The sequence below is a fragment of the Nonomuraea sp. NPDC049655 genome, from assembly GCF_044465465.1.
Taxonomy (GTDB): Bacteria; Actinomycetota; Actinomycetes; order Streptosporangiales; family Streptosporangiaceae; genus Nonomuraea.
The window spans coordinates 365,922-379,975 of the sequence record NZ_JBITLS010000006.1; the positions used below are offsets into that span (position 1 = coordinate 365,922).

The window sequence follows — 14,054 nt, forward strand, 5'->3', positions numbered from 1 at the left end:
GACCTGGGGATCGCCCTTCAGTGGGACCGCCGGCTCACCTTCCGGTCGGCACGCCCGGCTGCTCGGCGGACGTCCGCGGCCGCGGGACCCGGTTGTCACGCAGGTACTCGACCTCGGTACGCAGGTTCGCCAGCAGCTTGGCCGCGATGTCCTGGCTGAAGCCGTTGCGGATGACGAAGCGGATGACGGCGATGTGCTCCAGGTTGGGCGGCAGGTAGTACGTCGGGGCCTGCCAGCCGTGCATCTTCAGCCGTTCGGCCAGGTCGAAGACGGTGAAGCCGTCGAAGCCGGGGGCGGTCCGGACGGCGAGCACCGGCAGTTCCGAGCCGTCGGCGATGAGCGAGAGCTCGGGCAGCTTGGCGATCTCGTCGCCGAGGTAGGTCGCCACGTCCCGGCAGGTCTGCTGGACGGCGCGGTAGCCCTCGAAGCCGAGCCGCAGGAAGTTGTAGTACTGGGCGACGACCGGCGCGCCGGAGCGGGAGAAGTTGAGCGTGAAGGTGTCGATGTTGCCGCCGAGCAGGTCGCAGGAGAGCACCAGGTCTTCGGGCAGCGCGTCGGGCTCCTGCCAGACGATCCAGCCGACGCCCGGGTACACCAGGCCGAACTTGTGCCCCGAGGTGTTGATCGACTGCACCCGGGGGAGCCGGAAGTCCCACACCCGGTCGGGCTCCAGGAACGGGGTGATGAAACCGCCCACGGCGGCGTCGACGTGCAGCGGGATCTTCAGGCCGCGCTCGGCCTCCAGCCGGTCGAGTTCGGCCGACATCTGCTCGATCGGGTCGTACTTGCCGCACTGCGTGGAGCCGAGCACGCCGACGACGCCGATGGTGTTCTCGTCGCAGAACTCCCTGAGCCGGGAGGCGGACAGCGTGTAGGCCGGCTCCTCGATCGGGATCCAGCGCGGCTCGACGTCCCAGTACTGGCAGAACTTCGGCCAGCAGGTGTGGACGGCGGTGCCCATCACGAGGTTGGGCCGGTCGACGGGCAGCCCGGCCGCCCGGCGCCGCGCGCGCCACTGGAACTTCATCGCCAGCGCGCCGAGCATGGCCGCCTCGCTGGAGCCGCCCGTGGAGCAGCCGACGCTGACGCCGTTTGGATCGTTCCACAGATGGTCGAGCATGTTGACGCAGCGCGCCTCGATGTCGGCCGTCTGCGGGTACTGGTCGTGGTCGACGATGTTGCGGTCGAGGGTTTCGGCGATGAGCTCGCGGGCCTGCGGCTCCATCCAGGTGGTGCAGAACGTGGCAAGGTTGAGCCGGGCGTTGCCGTCGAGAAGGAGCTCGTCACGGATGAGAGCCTGGGCCGCGCTGGGGTTCATCGGGCTGGCCGGCATCTTGAAGCGGGGCACACCGCCCTCGGGCACCAGGCCGTTGTAGAGGGGGTTGACATCGAGCGCTTCCTGCCACCGGTCGGATTCGACTCGTCTGAGCATGAGCTTCACCTTCTCGATGAGTTCTGTGATGTCGAGCACTCACAGTAGGCAAGTTTTTACTGTCAGTCAACGCCCGTTTTACCGAGAGCCAATGGGCCGCACACCGAGGAGAGGCACGTTGACGGCAGAGCCGGTGTTCGTGAGGTTCCAGAGTCCCGCGCCGAACGGCCGCGGGACGTACCCAGGGGTGTTCGGGCTGGTCAACAGCCTCGCCGAGCAGGGTCTTCTGTCGGACGAGGAGGAGGCGTTCAGGCGCGAGAACAACGCGTGGTACGAGGCCAACTTCACCGACCCGACGACCGTGGACCCCGACGTCTACCGCCGCGACGTCAACCCGACGGCGGCGGCCTGGTTCAAGGCGTCGGCCGCCCGGTTCGTCGAGCGGGTGCCGGGGTACCTGGCGATCCTCGCCGCGCACGATGTGGAGTGTGTACGCCTCGAATCGGCGGATCCCGGCAGGATCATCTACGAAGACGACGATCAGGTGGTCGTCGTCCCGGCGACCGGGATCCAGGGCATGACCAGCGTCGCGGAGCTCATGCACGGCGCGCGGCCCGTCCTGCTCGATCTCGCCGACCGCGCGGACCTGCGCGGCGCGCCACTCCTGGAACACCGTCTGCGCTGGGACGGGCCCCTGTCGAACGCGGGTGACGCCGGCGCTCAGTCGAACCAGACGACCAGGCGCACGCCGTCGGGCCCGAACCGTCGCGCCAGCGCCCGCATCACCTCGAAGACGGCCGCCCACTCGGTCTCCGGCCCCAGCAGGTCGAGGCGGGTCAAGGGAACGGATCCGGCCGCGGGGCGTGCCGTCAGGTCCAGGTCGCGCAGCTCCGCCCAGGAGACCCAGGTGCACCCGTGCACGGCGGGGTCGAGGCGGGCGGTGTCCTCGTACTCGGCGCGGACCGGTCCCAACACGTCGTCCGGCAGGCCGCGGCCGGCCGCGACCGGCGGCCACCCCAGCCGGTCGCGGATGCCGAACAGGCAGGCGAACGACTCGTGGTCCTGGTCGTCGTAGAGCGGGTGGAGCGGGATGGAGACGGCCGTCCAGGGGTCGCCTTCGTACCAGTCCTCGTGGGCGAGCGGGTGACGGGCCTCGATGAAGCCGTAGATGTCGGTGCTCATGGGGAGAGCGTAGGAAGCGACGCCTCCGGTCAGGGGCGGTTCATGTGGAGGTGCAGGTCGCGCAGCAGGCAGACCTCCGACAGGTGGTGGATGAGCTCGCGGTGGACGTGCAGGACCAGGTCGGCCATGGGGGCCTCCGGGAAGGGCTCCGCGTCGCCCATGGGCGCGCGCAGGCTGGCCTCGCCGAGGCCCCGCACGCCCGCCAGCCACCGCTCGGCCTCCGTGTCGAGCTGGTCGAGCGCCGCGGCCGCGCCGCCGGCGTACTCCCAGGTCTCGTACGAGGCCGGCGGCGCCCCGAAGTGCACCGCGTTGCGGACGGCCAGCACGCCGACGATGACGTGGCCGAGCCGCCAGGCGATCGTGGTGAAGGGCGGCGGCACCGGCTGGGGGAAGGCGAAGTCGATCGTGTGGCCGCCCGCGCCGGCCTGGACGGGCGCCGTGGAGGTGCCGCGCGGCCGTACGCTCCAGGCGTCCGGCACCGGCGACCAGAAGTACTCCTCGTCGGTCAGGCCGTCGAGCCGGGCCCGGAGCTGGTGGTTCCAGTGGAACTCCCACTGCTCGCGCAATGTGCGGTTCCAGTCGAGTGTGTGTGCGTCCATGGAAACACGATCACCTCATCGGCGGACAGAATCGGTCCGCTTTCTGGCAGGGTGGCGGCATGGACGAGACGGGCGGCGCGGAGCGGGGCACGACCGAGCGGGTGCTGACCCTGCTCGGCCTGTTGCAGCAACGTCAGGTCTGGACCGGCCCCGAGCTGGCCGGGAGGCTCGGCGTCACGTCGCGCACGGTCCGCCGTGACGTGGAACGGCTGCGCGCGCTCGGCTACCAGGTGCACGCCGGCCAGGGCATCGGCGGCGGCTACCGGCTCGGGCCCGGCCAGGACCTGCCGCCGCTGCTGCTCGACGACGAGGAGGCCATCGCCACCGCCGTGTCGCTGCTCGCCGGGGCGGACAGCGCGGTCGCGGGCGCCGGCGACGCCGCGATCCGGGCGCTGGCCAAGCTCGACACGGTGCTGCCCGCCCGGCTCCGGCACGAGGTGCGCGCGCTGTCCGGGGCGGTGGAGTCGTTCGGCGGCGGGCGCGTGCCGGTCGATCCCGAGGTGCTCATGACGCTGGCCAGGGCCTGCCGGGACGAGGTCGAGGCCGGCTTCGACTACCCGTCAGGAGGGCAGGTGGGGCGGCGGCGGGTGGAGCCGTACCGGCTGGTGACCTCCGACCGGCGCTGGTACCTGCTCGCCTACGACCTCGACCGGGACGGCTGGCGCAGCTTCCGGGTGGACCGGATGGCGTCGGTGGCCGCCCGCACCTTCCGCTTCCGGCCGCGCCCGGCGCCGGACGCGGCGGCGTACGTGCAGGAGGGCGTGGCGAGCCGGGCCTACCCGCACCAGGCGCGTTTCCTCCTGCACGCCCCGGCCGCCACGGTACGCGCGCAGGTCCCCGCGTCGGCGGCCGTCGTGCGGGAGCGCGGGAGCGACCGGTGCGAGCTGGTCAGCGGCGCGGGCAGCCTCGACTACGTGCTCATGCACGTGGTCGCGCTGGGCCACGACTTCGAGGTGCTCGACCCGCCGGAGCTGGGGGAACGCTGCCGGGAGCTGGCCCGCAGGCTGGCCTCGGCCGGGGCGGTCAGGCCGTCGGGGTGACGGGGGCGGTGTCGAGGGTGAAGGTCTCGACGATCTCGGTGCAGGTGCCGTGCTCGCCCATCACGCACAGCGCGAGGGCCTGGTAGGTGGCGGTGAAGGCCGACGGCGCGGCGAGGAAGCCCAGGTCGAGCGGGTGGTCCCGCTGCTGGAGCCGGGTGAGGGTGATGTGCGGGCGGAACAGGTCGCCGATCTCGTCGTAGCCGTAGAGGCCGAGGTTGGCGCGGGCCGTGGGCGGCGCGGTGAGCCGGTGGTCGGCCAGCACGCGGCCGACCGGGTCGCGGTGGCGCAGGCCCGTGCGCAACGGGTTGAGCGCGGCGACGACGTCCTCCTGGAGCCGGGTGATCGCGTCCGTCTTCCGGAAGAACAGCTCGACCATGCCGTGCTCGTTGGCGGCGAAGGACTCGCCTTCCAGGAGCGTCGCGCAGGTGCGGCCGCTGAGGTCGCGCAGCAGCGCGACGGCCTTTTCGAGCTGGTCGGGGGTGAAATTGGCCATGTAGAGGGAGATGTGCGGGTAGAGGCCGTCCTCGCGCAGGACGAACTCGGTCGCGGCGGCCTCCGCGCAACGCCGGCTCAGGCGCACGGCCTCGGCGTTGACGTCGTGCGGCGGCAACAGGACAACGTCGTAGACCGGGAGATCGCCCATAGGGGATGAGTGTAGGACGGACCGGGGGCGGTGCGCGCGGGCGGCCTGCCGTCGCAGCGCCAGGCGTACGGCCGGGAACGCGTAGGCGGCCAGCGGCGCCAGCAGGAACACCGCCCCGGCCGCGCGCTGGTCGGCCAGCGGGTCGGGCACCCCGGGCGGGGCCGCCAGGGCGAACCACTCCGCCGCGACGGCCGGTCCCACCAGCAGGTACGTCCCCAGCCCCAGGTACGCGACGGCGGCCACGGCCAGCAGCCGGACCCGCGCGGCCCACGGGAACGGCCTGGGCAGCGGGTCGAGGTCGAGCACCACCCAGGCGACCAGCAGGCCGGCCCCGGCGGACACGGCCATGGTGACCAGGTGGGGCGCGTACCCGGCGAGCGACCAGGGCAGCCACGGCGTGCCGTACAGCAGCAGGAGCAGCACCGGGACGGCGGCCGTCACCAGCGCGGGACGGGTGAGACGGCGACCGAGGGCGCGGTCGCCGAGCGGGCCGTACTGGGAGCCGGGGCCGGTGGCCCGCGCGGCCAGGGTGAGCGGCGCGCCCGCGCACAGCAGGAGCGGCGCGACGACGGCGAGCACGACGTGCTGCACGGCCTGGGCCGACGACATCGCCCGCGCGTACCCGCCCACGCCGCCGAACAGCGCGACCGCGGCCAGGACCAGCCCGGCGTGCCAGCAGAGCGTGCGCGGGACCGGCCAGCCGGGCACCCGGCGCAGGCCGGCCAGGTAACCGGCGGCGGGCAACGCCAGCAGCAGCAGGACGAGCGGGTCGAACCGCACCTCGCTGAGCAGGGCGCCGGGCGAGAAGGGCGCGAGCGCGTACTCCAGGACGGGATGGTCGTGCCCACCGCCCGCGCCGGGCGGCGGCGGGGTGCGCGAGAGGCCGACGGCCAGCCCGGTCGCCGCCACCATCACGATCACCTCGCCCGCGGCCAGCCGGACGAACGTGCCCCGCACCCCCCGGTCGGCCACGCCGGCTACGGTACGCAGACGGTGCCGCCGGCCGAACCAGGCCAGCACCGCCAGGGCGGCGGCCTTGGCCAGCAGCAGCAGGCCGTACCGGCTCAGCCACAGGTCGGACAGGCGGTCGAGCCGCACCCAGCCGCTGACCACGCCGGAGAGGGCGACGGCGGCGAAGCAGCACAGCGCGATCGTGCTGAACCGGGGCAGCACCACCCGCAGGTCGGCCGAGCGCCGGAAGTGCACCAGTACCGCGGCCAGGCCGCCCACCCACACCGACACCCCCAGCAGATGGGCCATCAGCGCGGACACGGCGATGTCGTGGTCGGCCGCCGAGGCGGCGTGGCCCACGTAGGCGGGCGGCAGCAGCCCGAACGCCGCCACGGCCAGCGGCGCCCAGGCGGGCAGGCGGCGCACGAGCGTGGCCACCGCCACCGCGAACGTCGTGACCAGCACCACCAGGAGCGCCTGCGTCTGCGGGAGCGAGGTGCCGAAGTCGAGCATGCCGGGCTCGGCGAGCAGGTACCGCACCGGCATCGGGATGAAGCTGGACAGGGTGAACACGTAACCGGCCAGGGCGGCGACCGCCCACCCCAGCGCCCACCAGCCCGCCGCGCGCAGGCACCGCGCCGACTCCGGCGAGCCGGCCGGGGCCAGCACGGACGCCGCCAGCAACGTCCCCACGCACGCCACCGCGCACAGGTCGAGGGCGAGGCGGGCCAGCGGCAGCCCCCAGTCGGTGACCGGACCGGCGGTGGGCAGCCCGAAGACCTCCACCGTGCCGGCGCCGCCGCCGAAGCGCAGCACCGCGACCAGCACCAGGACGCCCACGCCGACCGCGAACACGGCGTACGTCCGGACAGAAGCTCTCATAGCCGACCCGCCACGTCGTCGGAGGCCAGGAACCAGGCCGCGCCGCCCGGGGCGGGCGCGACCCCCACATGCTCCCACGGGGTCCCAGGCCGGGCCAGGCGCGAGCGAGGTCTGCTTCGAGCGCACACGCGGAGATACGCGCGCCCGCCGCCCCCGGTTCAGCAGGTCAGGGGTGGAGCCCCAGAAGGGTGACGGCCTGCTCGCGCATCTCGACCTTGCGGATCTTGCCCGTGACCGTCATCGGGAACCCGTTGACCAGGTGCACGTAACGGGGGACCTTGTAGTGGGCCAGGCGGCCGGCGCAGAAGTCCCTGATCGCCTCGGCGGTCAGCGGCTCGGTGCCGGGGCGCATGACGATCCAGGCCATCAGCTCCTCGCCGTACTTCTCGTCCGGCACGCCGATCACCTGGACGTCGGCGATGTCGGGATGCGTGTAGAGGTACTCCTCGACCTCGCGCGGATAGACGTTCTCGCCGCCGCGGATGACCATGTCCTTGATCCGGCCGACGATGTTGACGTAGCCCTCGGCGTCCATGGTGGCCAGGTCGCCGGTGTGCATCCAGCGGGCCTCGTCGATCGACTCGGCCGTCTTGTCCGGCTCGTTCCAGTAGCCGAGCATCACCGAGTAGCCGCGGGTGCACAGCTCGCCCGGCTCGCCCCGGGGCACCGCGAGCCCGGTCTCCGGGTGCACGATCTTCACCTCCAGGTGCGGCATCACCTGGCCGACCGTCTCGGTGCGCCGTACCAGCCCGTCGTCGCGGCGGGTCATCGTCGACACGGGGGACGTCTCGGTCATGCCGTAGCAGATCGCCACCTCGCTCATGTGCATCTCACCGATCACCCGCTTCATCACCTCGACCGGGCACGGCGAGCCCGCCATGATTCCGGTGCGCAGCGACGACAGGTCGAAGTCGGCGAAGCGCGGATGGCCCAGCTCGGCGATGAACATCGTCGGCACGCCGTACAACGAGGTGCACCGCTCGGCCTCCACGGCCCGCAGCGTGGCCTCGGCGTCGAAGCCGGGCGCGGGCAGCACCACGCAGGCGCCGTGCGAGGTCGCGCCCAGGTTGCCCATGACCATGCCGAAGCAGTGGTAGAGCGGCACCGGCAGGCAGACCCGGTCGTCCTCGGTGTAGCCGACGCCCTCGCCGACGAAGTAGCCGTTGTTGAGGATGTTGTGGTGCGACAGCGTCGCGCCCTTGGGGAAGCCGGTCGTGCCCGAGGTGTACTGGATGTTGATCGGGTCGTCGAAGGACAGCGTCGCCGCCCGTACGCGCAGCGCGGCGGGGTCGGCGCGGCGGCCGGTCTCGACCAGCTCGTCCCAGCCGGGCTCGCCGATGAACACCACCTGCGTGAAGCCGATCTCGGCGAGCATCGCGCGGTAGTCGCTCGTCTTGTGCTCGACGGCGCTGACCAGCAGCCGCATGCCCGACTGGCGGACCACGTAGTCCAGCTCGTGGGCGCGGTAGGCCGGGTTGATGTTGACCAGGATCGCGCCGATCTTGGCGGTGGCGTACTGCGTCAGCACCCATTCGGCGCAGTTGGGCGCCCAGATGCCGACCCGGTCGCCCTTGGCGATGCCCCTGGCCAGCAGGCCGAGCGCCACCTCGTTCACCGCGGCGTCGAACTCGGCGTACGTCCAGCGCCGCCCGCTCGCCATCTCGACCAGCGCCTCGCGGCCGGCGTACCGGGCCGCGGCGCGTTCCAGGTTCTCCCCGATCGTCTCGCCCAGCAGGGGGAGCGCGGAGACGCCGGACGCGTAGGAGAGCAGTGAGTCACCCATGCCCGAAGCATCCGCCAGGGCGGTGCGGCACGCTACCCCCGTTCAGGGGTAGCCGCGGGACGCCGGCCGCGTGCCATGCTGGTGACATGGCGGTGACACATCTTCCGTCGAGTGCCCTGGCCCCGCAGGCCGCCGTGCTCCTGCGGGCCGCCCTCACCCGGATGCGGCACGTCGTCGGGCTGCCCGTCCTGTTCGGCGGCGCCGTGTCGGCCCCAGGCGGCGCCGTGCGGCTCACCGAGGTGACGGGGGTCCGCACGGACGTGCTGCGCGGGCTCGCCATCCACACCGGCAGCGGCCTGGGCGGCCGGGTCCTGGTCACCGCCCGGCCGGGCAGCGTCGAGGACTACGTCACCGACTCCCGCATCAGCCACGAATACGACAGACCGGTGGCGGCGGAGGGCCTGCGGGCGATCGCGGCCGTCCCCGTCGTGGTGGGCGAGACGGTCTACGGGCTGCTCTACGGCGGCGTCCGCGAGCCGCTGCCGCTCGGCACCCGCGTCCTCGACGGCATGAACCAGATCGCCGCCCGGCTCGGCGTCGAGCTGGCCGTACGCGCGGAGGTGGAGCGGCGGGTGGCCGCGCTGGAGACGGCCGCGATCACCGGCGCGGCCCGCGAACGGCCCGCCGGCCCCGAATGGGAGCAGCTGCGCGAGGCGCATGCCGAGCTGCGCTCGATCGCCCAGGAGGTCGCCGACCCGGTCCTGCGCGAGCGGCTGCAGGGCGTCTGCGACCGGCTGACCTCGCCGGACGGCGGCCCCGTCCCGGCCAACCCGCTCTCGCCCCGGGAGCTCGACGTGCTCTCCCTGGTCGCGGTCGGCTGCGGCAACGCCGAGGTCGGCCGGCGGCTCGACCTGAAGCCGGAGACGGTCAAGAGCTACCTGCGCAGCGCGATGCGCAAGCTCGGCACCCACACCCGCATGGAGAGCGTGGTCTCGGCCAGGCGCGCCGGCTACCTCCCCTGACCGGCGGATTTACCAACTACGGACGATGACCGCCGGCCCCGTCGACCGGTTCCGGGTAGGCCCCCACCATGACTGCTTGGACGAACGACGAACTCGACCGGATCGCCGCCGCCGAGGAGCTGCAGATCGCGTCCCTGCGCGGCGACGGCGAGCTGCGCCGCCCGGTGACGATCTGGGTCGTCCGCCTCGGCGACGACCTGTACGTCCGGGCCGTGAACGGGCGGGACGGCACCTGGTTCCGCGGCGCCCAGGAGCGCGGACGCGGCCGGATCCAGGCCGGGGGCGTCGACAAGGGCGTCACGTTCGCCGACGCCGACCAGGAGCTCAACGACCGGATCGACGCCGCGTACCGGGCCAAGTACCGCCACTACCCGGAGAGCATCGTGGACTCGGTGGTCAGCGGGCAGGCGCGGGCCGCCACGATCCGGCTCGTGCCGCGCTCCTGACCGGCCCGGCAACGACAGGTCCGAAGGCCGCCAGCGTCCGGCCCGCACCGGCGGCGACAGTGGGACGCATGAACACTGTCGTGGATCAGCACGTCCGCATTGAACCCAACATCCTCTACTTCGGCACCCCCGTCGTCCTGATCTCCACCGTGAACGAGGACGGCACCCCCAACCTCGCCCCCATGTCGTCGGCCTTCTGGCTGGGCTGGCGCGGCATGCTGGGGCTCGGGGCCAGGTCGAAGACGTCCCAGAACCTGTTGCGGACCGGCGAGGGCGTGCTCAACCTGCCGTCCGACGCGCTCGCCCCGCAGGTGGACCGGCTGGCGCTGACCACCGGGAGCGACCCGGTGCCCGAGCGCAAGTACCAGCGCGGCTACCGGTTCGTGCTGGACAAGTTCCAGCGGGCGGGGCTGACCGCCGTCCCGTCGGAGACGGTGGCCGCCCCCAGGGTGGGCGAGTGCCCGGTCGCCATGGAGGTCGTGGTGGAGGAGACGCACCCGGTCGGCGACGGCGGGGTGCTCGCGTTCGAGGTGCGGGTGCAGCGGGTCTGGGTGCACGAGGACATCCGGATGAAGGGCACCGACGACCACATCGACCCCGACGCCTGGCGTCCGCTCATCATGAGCTTCCAGAAGCTGTACGGCCTGGGCCCGCAGGTGCACCCGTCCACTCTGGCGAGCATCCCGGAGCGGCACTACCGCAGCGCCGACCTCGAACGCGCGCGCACCCTCTAGAGGCACTCCAGCAGCGGCAGCCAGGTGCGGTGGGCGCACAGCTCCGTGATCCGCTCCCGGGGCAGCCATTCCGCGCCGGTGCTCTCCGACCCCGCCGGCGGCGCGGTCGCGGCGCCGGGCGCCGCCAGCCGCGCCCGGAACATCACCATGTACGTCAGCGGCGCGTAGCGGTAACCGGCCGGAGCCGGGCGCAGCAGCTCGACGCGCTGCCACCCGAACACCGACAGAGCGGACGGCTCCAGGAGGAGGCCGGTCTCCTCCTGGAGCTCCCGGACCGCGGCCTCGGTGGCGCTCTCACCGGCCTCCAGGTGGCCGCCCGGCACGTCCCAGCCGCGTCCGGGCCGGTCGACGCAGGTGAGCAGGGTCCTGCCGACGCCGTCGGTGACGAACGCGAACGCCGAGGTCGTGCCGTCGGCGGGCGGGAGGTCCGGGGAGAGGATCACGTCGAGGCGGTGCTCGACGGGGATCCACGGCACGGTGCGGGAGGCCATCACACGGGTCATGCCTCCATTTCACACGCCCTTGCGCATGGCCCGGTTGCCCAGGTACAGGCCGATCGCGGCGACCAGGCAGGCCGACGCGGTGCCGTACAGGACGGAGGGGTCCGCGAGGTCGCCGGAGAACAGCGCGCGCTGGCCTTCGACGATGTACGTGACCGGGTTCGCCGCACCGACGGCGCGCAGCCACCCGGGCGCGGTGTCCAGGGGCAGCAGCACGCCCGACAGCAGCAGCAGGGGGAACAGGATCGACTGGCTGACGACGTAGAACAGCGTCCCGCCCGGCGCCGACCGGATGGCCAGGACGAACGAGAACGCCCCCAGCCCCACCCCGAACACGGTGAGCTGCGCCAGCCCCGCCAGGACGCCCGCCGGATACAGCTCGAACCCCAGCGGGACCGCCAGCACGATGATCAGCACGGCCTGGGCCAGCAGGACCACCATCGCCTTCATCGCCCGGCCCACCAGCATCGCCGTCCGGTTCAGCGGCGTGACCAGCATGCGTTCCAGCGAGCCGCCGATCAGCTCGACCAGCAGCGTGTAACCGGCCGACATCGGCCCGGTCAGGCACATCATGACCAGGATGCCCGGCACGAACCACTGCCACGACGAGCCCACCGCGCCGTCCAGCAGCGCGCCGAACAGGAACAGGAACAGCAGCGGCTGGCCCATCTCGAACAGCAGCGCGACCGGCTCGCGCAGGACCGGCCGGAACTCGCGGGTGAAGACGGTGGCGGTGTCACGCAGGAAGGTCGTCATCGGTGAGGCTTCTCCCGGTGAGGGTGAGGAACACGTCGTCAAGGGTGGGGCGCGCGGTCTCGGCGGCGGTCACCTTGATCCCGGCGGCGTCCAGCGCCCGCAGGCAGCCGGGGAGCGCGGCGGGCGCGTTCGCCACCCGCACCCGCACGGTGACGCCCTCGGCTCGGCCACCGGTCAGCTCGGCGGCCCTGGCGGCGTCCTGGGCGGTGTCGGTGGTGACCGTGACGGTGTCGCCCGCCAAGTCGTTCTTGAGCTGCTCGGCCGTGCCGTCGGCGATGATCGAGCCGTTGTCGATGATCATCACCCGTTCGGCCATGTTGTCGGCCTCCTCCAGGTAGTGGGTGGTGAGGAAGATCGTGGTGCCGTACGCCTCGCGCAGGCGCAGGATGTGCCGCCAGATGTCGGCGCGGCTCTTCGGGTCGAGGCCGGTCGAGGGCTCGTCGAGGAAGAGCAGGTCGGGGCGGTGGATCAGGCCGAGCGCGATGTCCAGGCGGCGGCGCTGGCCGCCGGAGAGCGTGCCGGGCCTGCGGCTCGCCAGGTCCTCCAGGTCGAGCAGGCGCATCAGCTCGCCGGCCCGCGCGACGGCGTCGGAGACGGCCAGGCCGTAGCAGCGGCCCTGCGTGACGAGCTCGTCCCGGACGCGGAAGCTCTCGCCCGCGCTGTTCTTCTGGCCGACGTAGCCGATGCGGGAGCGCACGCCGGCCGGGTCGCGGGTGACGTCGTGGCCGGCGACGACGGCGGTGCCGGAGGTGGGCGGGAGCAGGGTCGTGAGCAGGCGGAGGGTGGTGGACTTGCCGGCGCCGTTGGGGCCGAGGAAGGCGACGAGCCGGCCGGGTTCGACGTCGAGGTCGATGCCGCGTACGGCTTCGACGGTCTCCTTCTTCATCTTGAACACTCGGGTGAGGGCCCGGGTGTGGATCATGGGTGGTGCCTCCTGGGCATGGCGAAGAAACCCCTGGTCAGGGGCCCTTTCGGGGATCGGTTCAGTTTGGGCCGGGTGGTATCGATTTGGCAAACGCGAATGTGACGTTCATATACGGCTCTGACCTGCGAAAACGACGTCCGGAGAGATGGTCGCGGAAGGCGGATTTCCGGGCCTCGACATGGGGTTTCGCGCTTTTTCACGGAAAGACGTGATATTTCCGTGCTTGCGGCGTAAGTGGCGACTCCGCGATGATCTCGGGCGTGAAACGCTTGTGGTTAATTGCGGTAATTGCCGCTGTCGGCATGACAGGGGTCGCGGAGGCGGCCGACGGTGTTCCCGGTGTCGACGTCAGCAACTGGACGGGCGACGTGGACTGGGCGAGCGTGGCCGCAGGCGGCGGCAAGTTCGCGTTCGTGCAGGCCACCGAGGGCACGAACTACCGCAACCCACGGTTCGACCCGCAGTTCGGCGGGGCCGCGACGGCCGGGCTCGTGCGTGGCGCTTATCACTTTGCGCAACCACATGAATCCGACGGGACAGCGCAAGCCGACTATTTCCTTCAGAACGGCGGAAACTGGACCAGCGACGGTCAAACGCTGCCCGGAGTCCTCGATATCGAGGACAACCCGTACAAGGACAAGAACGGCAAGAACAACTGTTACGACCTGTCCGCCGAGGACATGGTCACCTGGATCAAGGACTTCACCAAGAAGTACCGGCAGCAGACCGGCCGGGACGCGATCATCTACACCACCACGAGCTGGTGGCAGACCTGCACGGGCAACTCCGGCGCGTTCAAGGCCAACCCGCTCTGGCTGGCCCGCTGGGGGAGCGACCCCGGCGAGCTGCCGAAGAGCTGGAAGCGGCACACGTTCTGGCAGTCGGCGGAGAAGGGCTCGCTGGCCGGTGGCCAGAACTCCTTCAACGGCTCGGAGTCCCAGCTGCGGTCGCTGGCCAACCCGCCCGCGCGGGTGTCGGTCTCCGGCCTGGTCAAGGGCAGGAATCTCTACCGGGTCACGATCACGAACACCGGCCCGCACCCCGTCGAGGACATCGTGGTCTCCGGGCGCGCGTACGGCGGCCAGAAGGTGGTCAAGGCCCCCGGGTGCAAGTTCAGCGGCACGGCCGTGCGCTGCGTGGTCGGCAAGCTGGAGCGGGGCCAGAAGGCCGCCTTCACCTTCACCACCAGGCCGAAGCCGAAGGGCCGGGTCGGGATGGTCGTCGAGGTAGGAACGGTCACACTTGACCTCAAAAGCTGAAATATCGCGATAGGTAGGAT

13 protein-coding genes are annotated in these 14,054 nt (G+C 72.0%); 5 read left to right on the forward strand and 8 right to left on the reverse strand.

What is annotated here, in order from left to right; translation table 11 throughout:
- Window positions 1-34 precede the first annotated feature (34 nt).
- From ACIBQ6_RS21665 to ACIBQ6_RS21675, 3 genes are all read right to left on the reverse strand, one after another.
- On the reverse strand, window positions 35-1,432 hold the full coding sequence (locus ACIBQ6_RS21665; protein WP_358289844.1) for a glutamate decarboxylase: 1,398 nt from the start codon (window positions 1,430-1,432) through the stop codon (window positions 35-37).
- 660 nt (window positions 1,433-2,092) lie between these two features.
- A complete protein-coding gene (locus tag ACIBQ6_RS21670; RefSeq protein ID WP_397213871.1) occupies window positions 2,093-2,554 on the reverse strand; it encodes a hypothetical protein in 462 nt (153 codons plus the stop codon).
- 29 nt (window positions 2,555-2,583) lie between these two features.
- Window positions 2,584-3,153: a DinB family protein gene (locus ACIBQ6_RS21675; protein WP_397213873.1), complete on the reverse strand. Its 570-nt coding sequence runs from the start codon at window positions 3,151-3,153 to the stop codon at window positions 2,584-2,586.
- A gap of 59 nt (window positions 3,154-3,212) precedes the next feature.
- On the opposite strand from ACIBQ6_RS21675, the gene ACIBQ6_RS21680 reads away from it, so the two are divergent.
- On the forward strand, window positions 3,213-4,193 hold the full coding sequence (locus tag ACIBQ6_RS21680) for a helix-turn-helix transcriptional regulator (protein ID WP_397213875.1): 981 nt from the start codon (window positions 3,213-3,215) through the stop codon (window positions 4,191-4,193).
- On the opposite strand, the gene ACIBQ6_RS21685 is transcribed toward ACIBQ6_RS21680, so the two are convergent.
- Window positions 4,177-6,669: a bifunctional copper resistance protein CopD/cytochrome c oxidase assembly protein gene (locus ACIBQ6_RS21685; RefSeq protein ID WP_397213877.1), complete on the reverse strand. Its 2,493-nt coding sequence runs from the start codon at window positions 6,667-6,669 to the stop codon at window positions 4,177-4,179. The two genes, ACIBQ6_RS21680 and ACIBQ6_RS21685, sit on opposite strands and share 17 nt — an antisense overlap.
- A 166-nt stretch (window positions 6,670-6,835) precedes the next feature.
- Entirely contained in the window at window positions 6,836-8,452 is a 1,617-nt protein-coding gene (locus tag ACIBQ6_RS21690) for an AMP-binding protein (RefSeq protein ID WP_358289824.1), read from the reverse strand.
- An 86-nt stretch (window positions 8,453-8,538) separates the two neighbouring features.
- Between ACIBQ6_RS21690 and ACIBQ6_RS21695 the strand changes: the two genes are divergently transcribed.
- From ACIBQ6_RS21695 to ACIBQ6_RS21705, 3 genes are all read left to right on the forward strand, one after another.
- Window positions 8,539-9,414, forward strand: a complete 876-nt coding sequence (locus tag ACIBQ6_RS21695; RefSeq protein WP_358289821.1) for a LuxR C-terminal-related transcriptional regulator — start codon at window positions 8,539-8,541, stop codon at window positions 9,412-9,414.
- A gap of 68 nt (window positions 9,415-9,482) precedes the next feature.
- The gene (locus ACIBQ6_RS21700) at window positions 9,483-9,860 is read left to right on the forward strand and encodes a DUF2255 family protein (RefSeq protein WP_358289818.1); all 378 of its coding nucleotides are present in this window, start codon (window positions 9,483-9,485) and stop codon (window positions 9,858-9,860) included.
- 68 nt (window positions 9,861-9,928) lie between these two features.
- Window positions 9,929-10,594: a flavin reductase family protein gene (locus ACIBQ6_RS21705; RefSeq protein ID WP_397213879.1), complete on the forward strand. Its 666-nt coding sequence runs from the start codon at window positions 9,929-9,931 to the stop codon at window positions 10,592-10,594.
- Here the strand turns inward: ACIBQ6_RS21705 and ACIBQ6_RS21710 are convergent.
- The 3 genes from ACIBQ6_RS21710 to ACIBQ6_RS21720 are packed head-to-tail and all read right to left on the reverse strand — an operon-like array spanning window position 10,591 to window position 12,772.
- On the reverse strand, window positions 10,591-11,097 hold the full coding sequence (locus tag ACIBQ6_RS21710) for an NUDIX hydrolase (protein ID WP_397213881.1): 507 nt from the start codon (window positions 11,095-11,097) through the stop codon (window positions 10,591-10,593). The two genes, ACIBQ6_RS21705 and ACIBQ6_RS21710, sit on opposite strands and share 4 nt — an antisense overlap.
- A gap of 9 nt (window positions 11,098-11,106) precedes the next feature.
- Window positions 11,107-11,850 (reverse strand): ABC transporter permease, encoded by a 744-nt coding sequence (locus tag ACIBQ6_RS21715; RefSeq protein ID WP_358289809.1) that lies wholly within the window; start codon window positions 11,848-11,850, stop codon window positions 11,107-11,109.
- On the reverse strand, window positions 11,831-12,772 hold the full coding sequence (locus ACIBQ6_RS21720) for an ATP-binding cassette domain-containing protein (protein ID WP_397213884.1): 942 nt from the start codon (window positions 12,770-12,772) through the stop codon (window positions 11,831-11,833). The genes ACIBQ6_RS21715 and ACIBQ6_RS21720 overlap by 20 nt, the downstream gene beginning before the upstream one ends.
- 305 nt (window positions 12,773-13,077) lie before the next feature.
- On the opposite strand from ACIBQ6_RS21720, the gene ACIBQ6_RS21725 reads away from it, so the two are divergent.
- Window positions 13,078-14,034 (forward strand): lysozyme, encoded by a 957-nt coding sequence (locus ACIBQ6_RS21725; protein WP_397213886.1) that lies wholly within the window; start codon window positions 13,078-13,080, stop codon window positions 14,032-14,034.
- Window positions 14,035-14,054: the final 20 nt, after the last annotated feature.

What these genes read in the sequence shown, in the direction of transcription:
- ACIBQ6_RS21710 (WP_397213881.1), bottom strand. Translation starts at nt 11,097, where the DNA reads ATGACCCGTGTGATGGCCTCCCGCACCGTGCCGTGGATCCCCGTCGAG.
- ACIBQ6_RS21685 (WP_397213877.1), bottom strand. Translation starts at nt 6,669, where the DNA reads ATGAGAGCTTCTGTCCGGACGTACGCCGTGTTCGCGGTCGGCGTGGGC.
- ACIBQ6_RS21715 (WP_358289809.1), bottom strand. Translation starts at nt 11,850, where the DNA reads ATGACGACCTTCCTGCGTGACACCGCCACCGTCTTCACCCGCGAGTTC.
- ACIBQ6_RS21695 (WP_358289821.1), top strand. Translation starts at nt 8,539, where the DNA reads ATGGCGGTGACACATCTTCCGTCGAGTGCCCTGGCCCCGCAGGCCGCC.
- ACIBQ6_RS21725 (WP_397213886.1), top strand. Translation starts at nt 13,078, where the DNA reads ATGACAGGGGTCGCGGAGGCGGCCGACGGTGTTCCCGGTGTCGACGTC.
- ACIBQ6_RS21690 (WP_358289824.1), bottom strand. Translation starts at nt 8,452, where the DNA reads ATGGGTGACTCACTGCTCTCCTACGCGTCCGGCGTCTCCGCGCTCCCC.
- ACIBQ6_RS21680 (WP_397213875.1), top strand. Translation starts at nt 3,213, where the DNA reads ATGGACGAGACGGGCGGCGCGGAGCGGGGCACGACCGAGCGGGTGCTG.
- ACIBQ6_RS21670 (WP_397213871.1), bottom strand. Translation starts at nt 2,554, where the DNA reads ATGAGCACCGACATCTACGGCTTCATCGAGGCCCGTCACCCGCTCGCC.
- ACIBQ6_RS21720 (WP_397213884.1), bottom strand. Translation starts at nt 12,772, where the DNA reads ATGATCCACACCCGGGCCCTCACCCGAGTGTTCAAGATGAAGAAGGAG.
- ACIBQ6_RS21705 (WP_397213879.1), top strand. Translation starts at nt 9,929, where the DNA reads ATGAACACTGTCGTGGATCAGCACGTCCGCATTGAACCCAACATCCTC.
- ACIBQ6_RS21700 (WP_358289818.1), top strand. Translation starts at nt 9,483, where the DNA reads ATGACTGCTTGGACGAACGACGAACTCGACCGGATCGCCGCCGCCGAG.
- ACIBQ6_RS21665 (WP_358289844.1), bottom strand. Translation starts at nt 1,432, where the DNA reads ATGCTCAGACGAGTCGAATCCGACCGGTGGCAGGAAGCGCTCGATGTC.
- ACIBQ6_RS21675 (WP_397213873.1), bottom strand. Translation starts at nt 3,153, where the DNA reads ATGGACGCACACACACTCGACTGGAACCGCACATTGCGCGAGCAGTGG.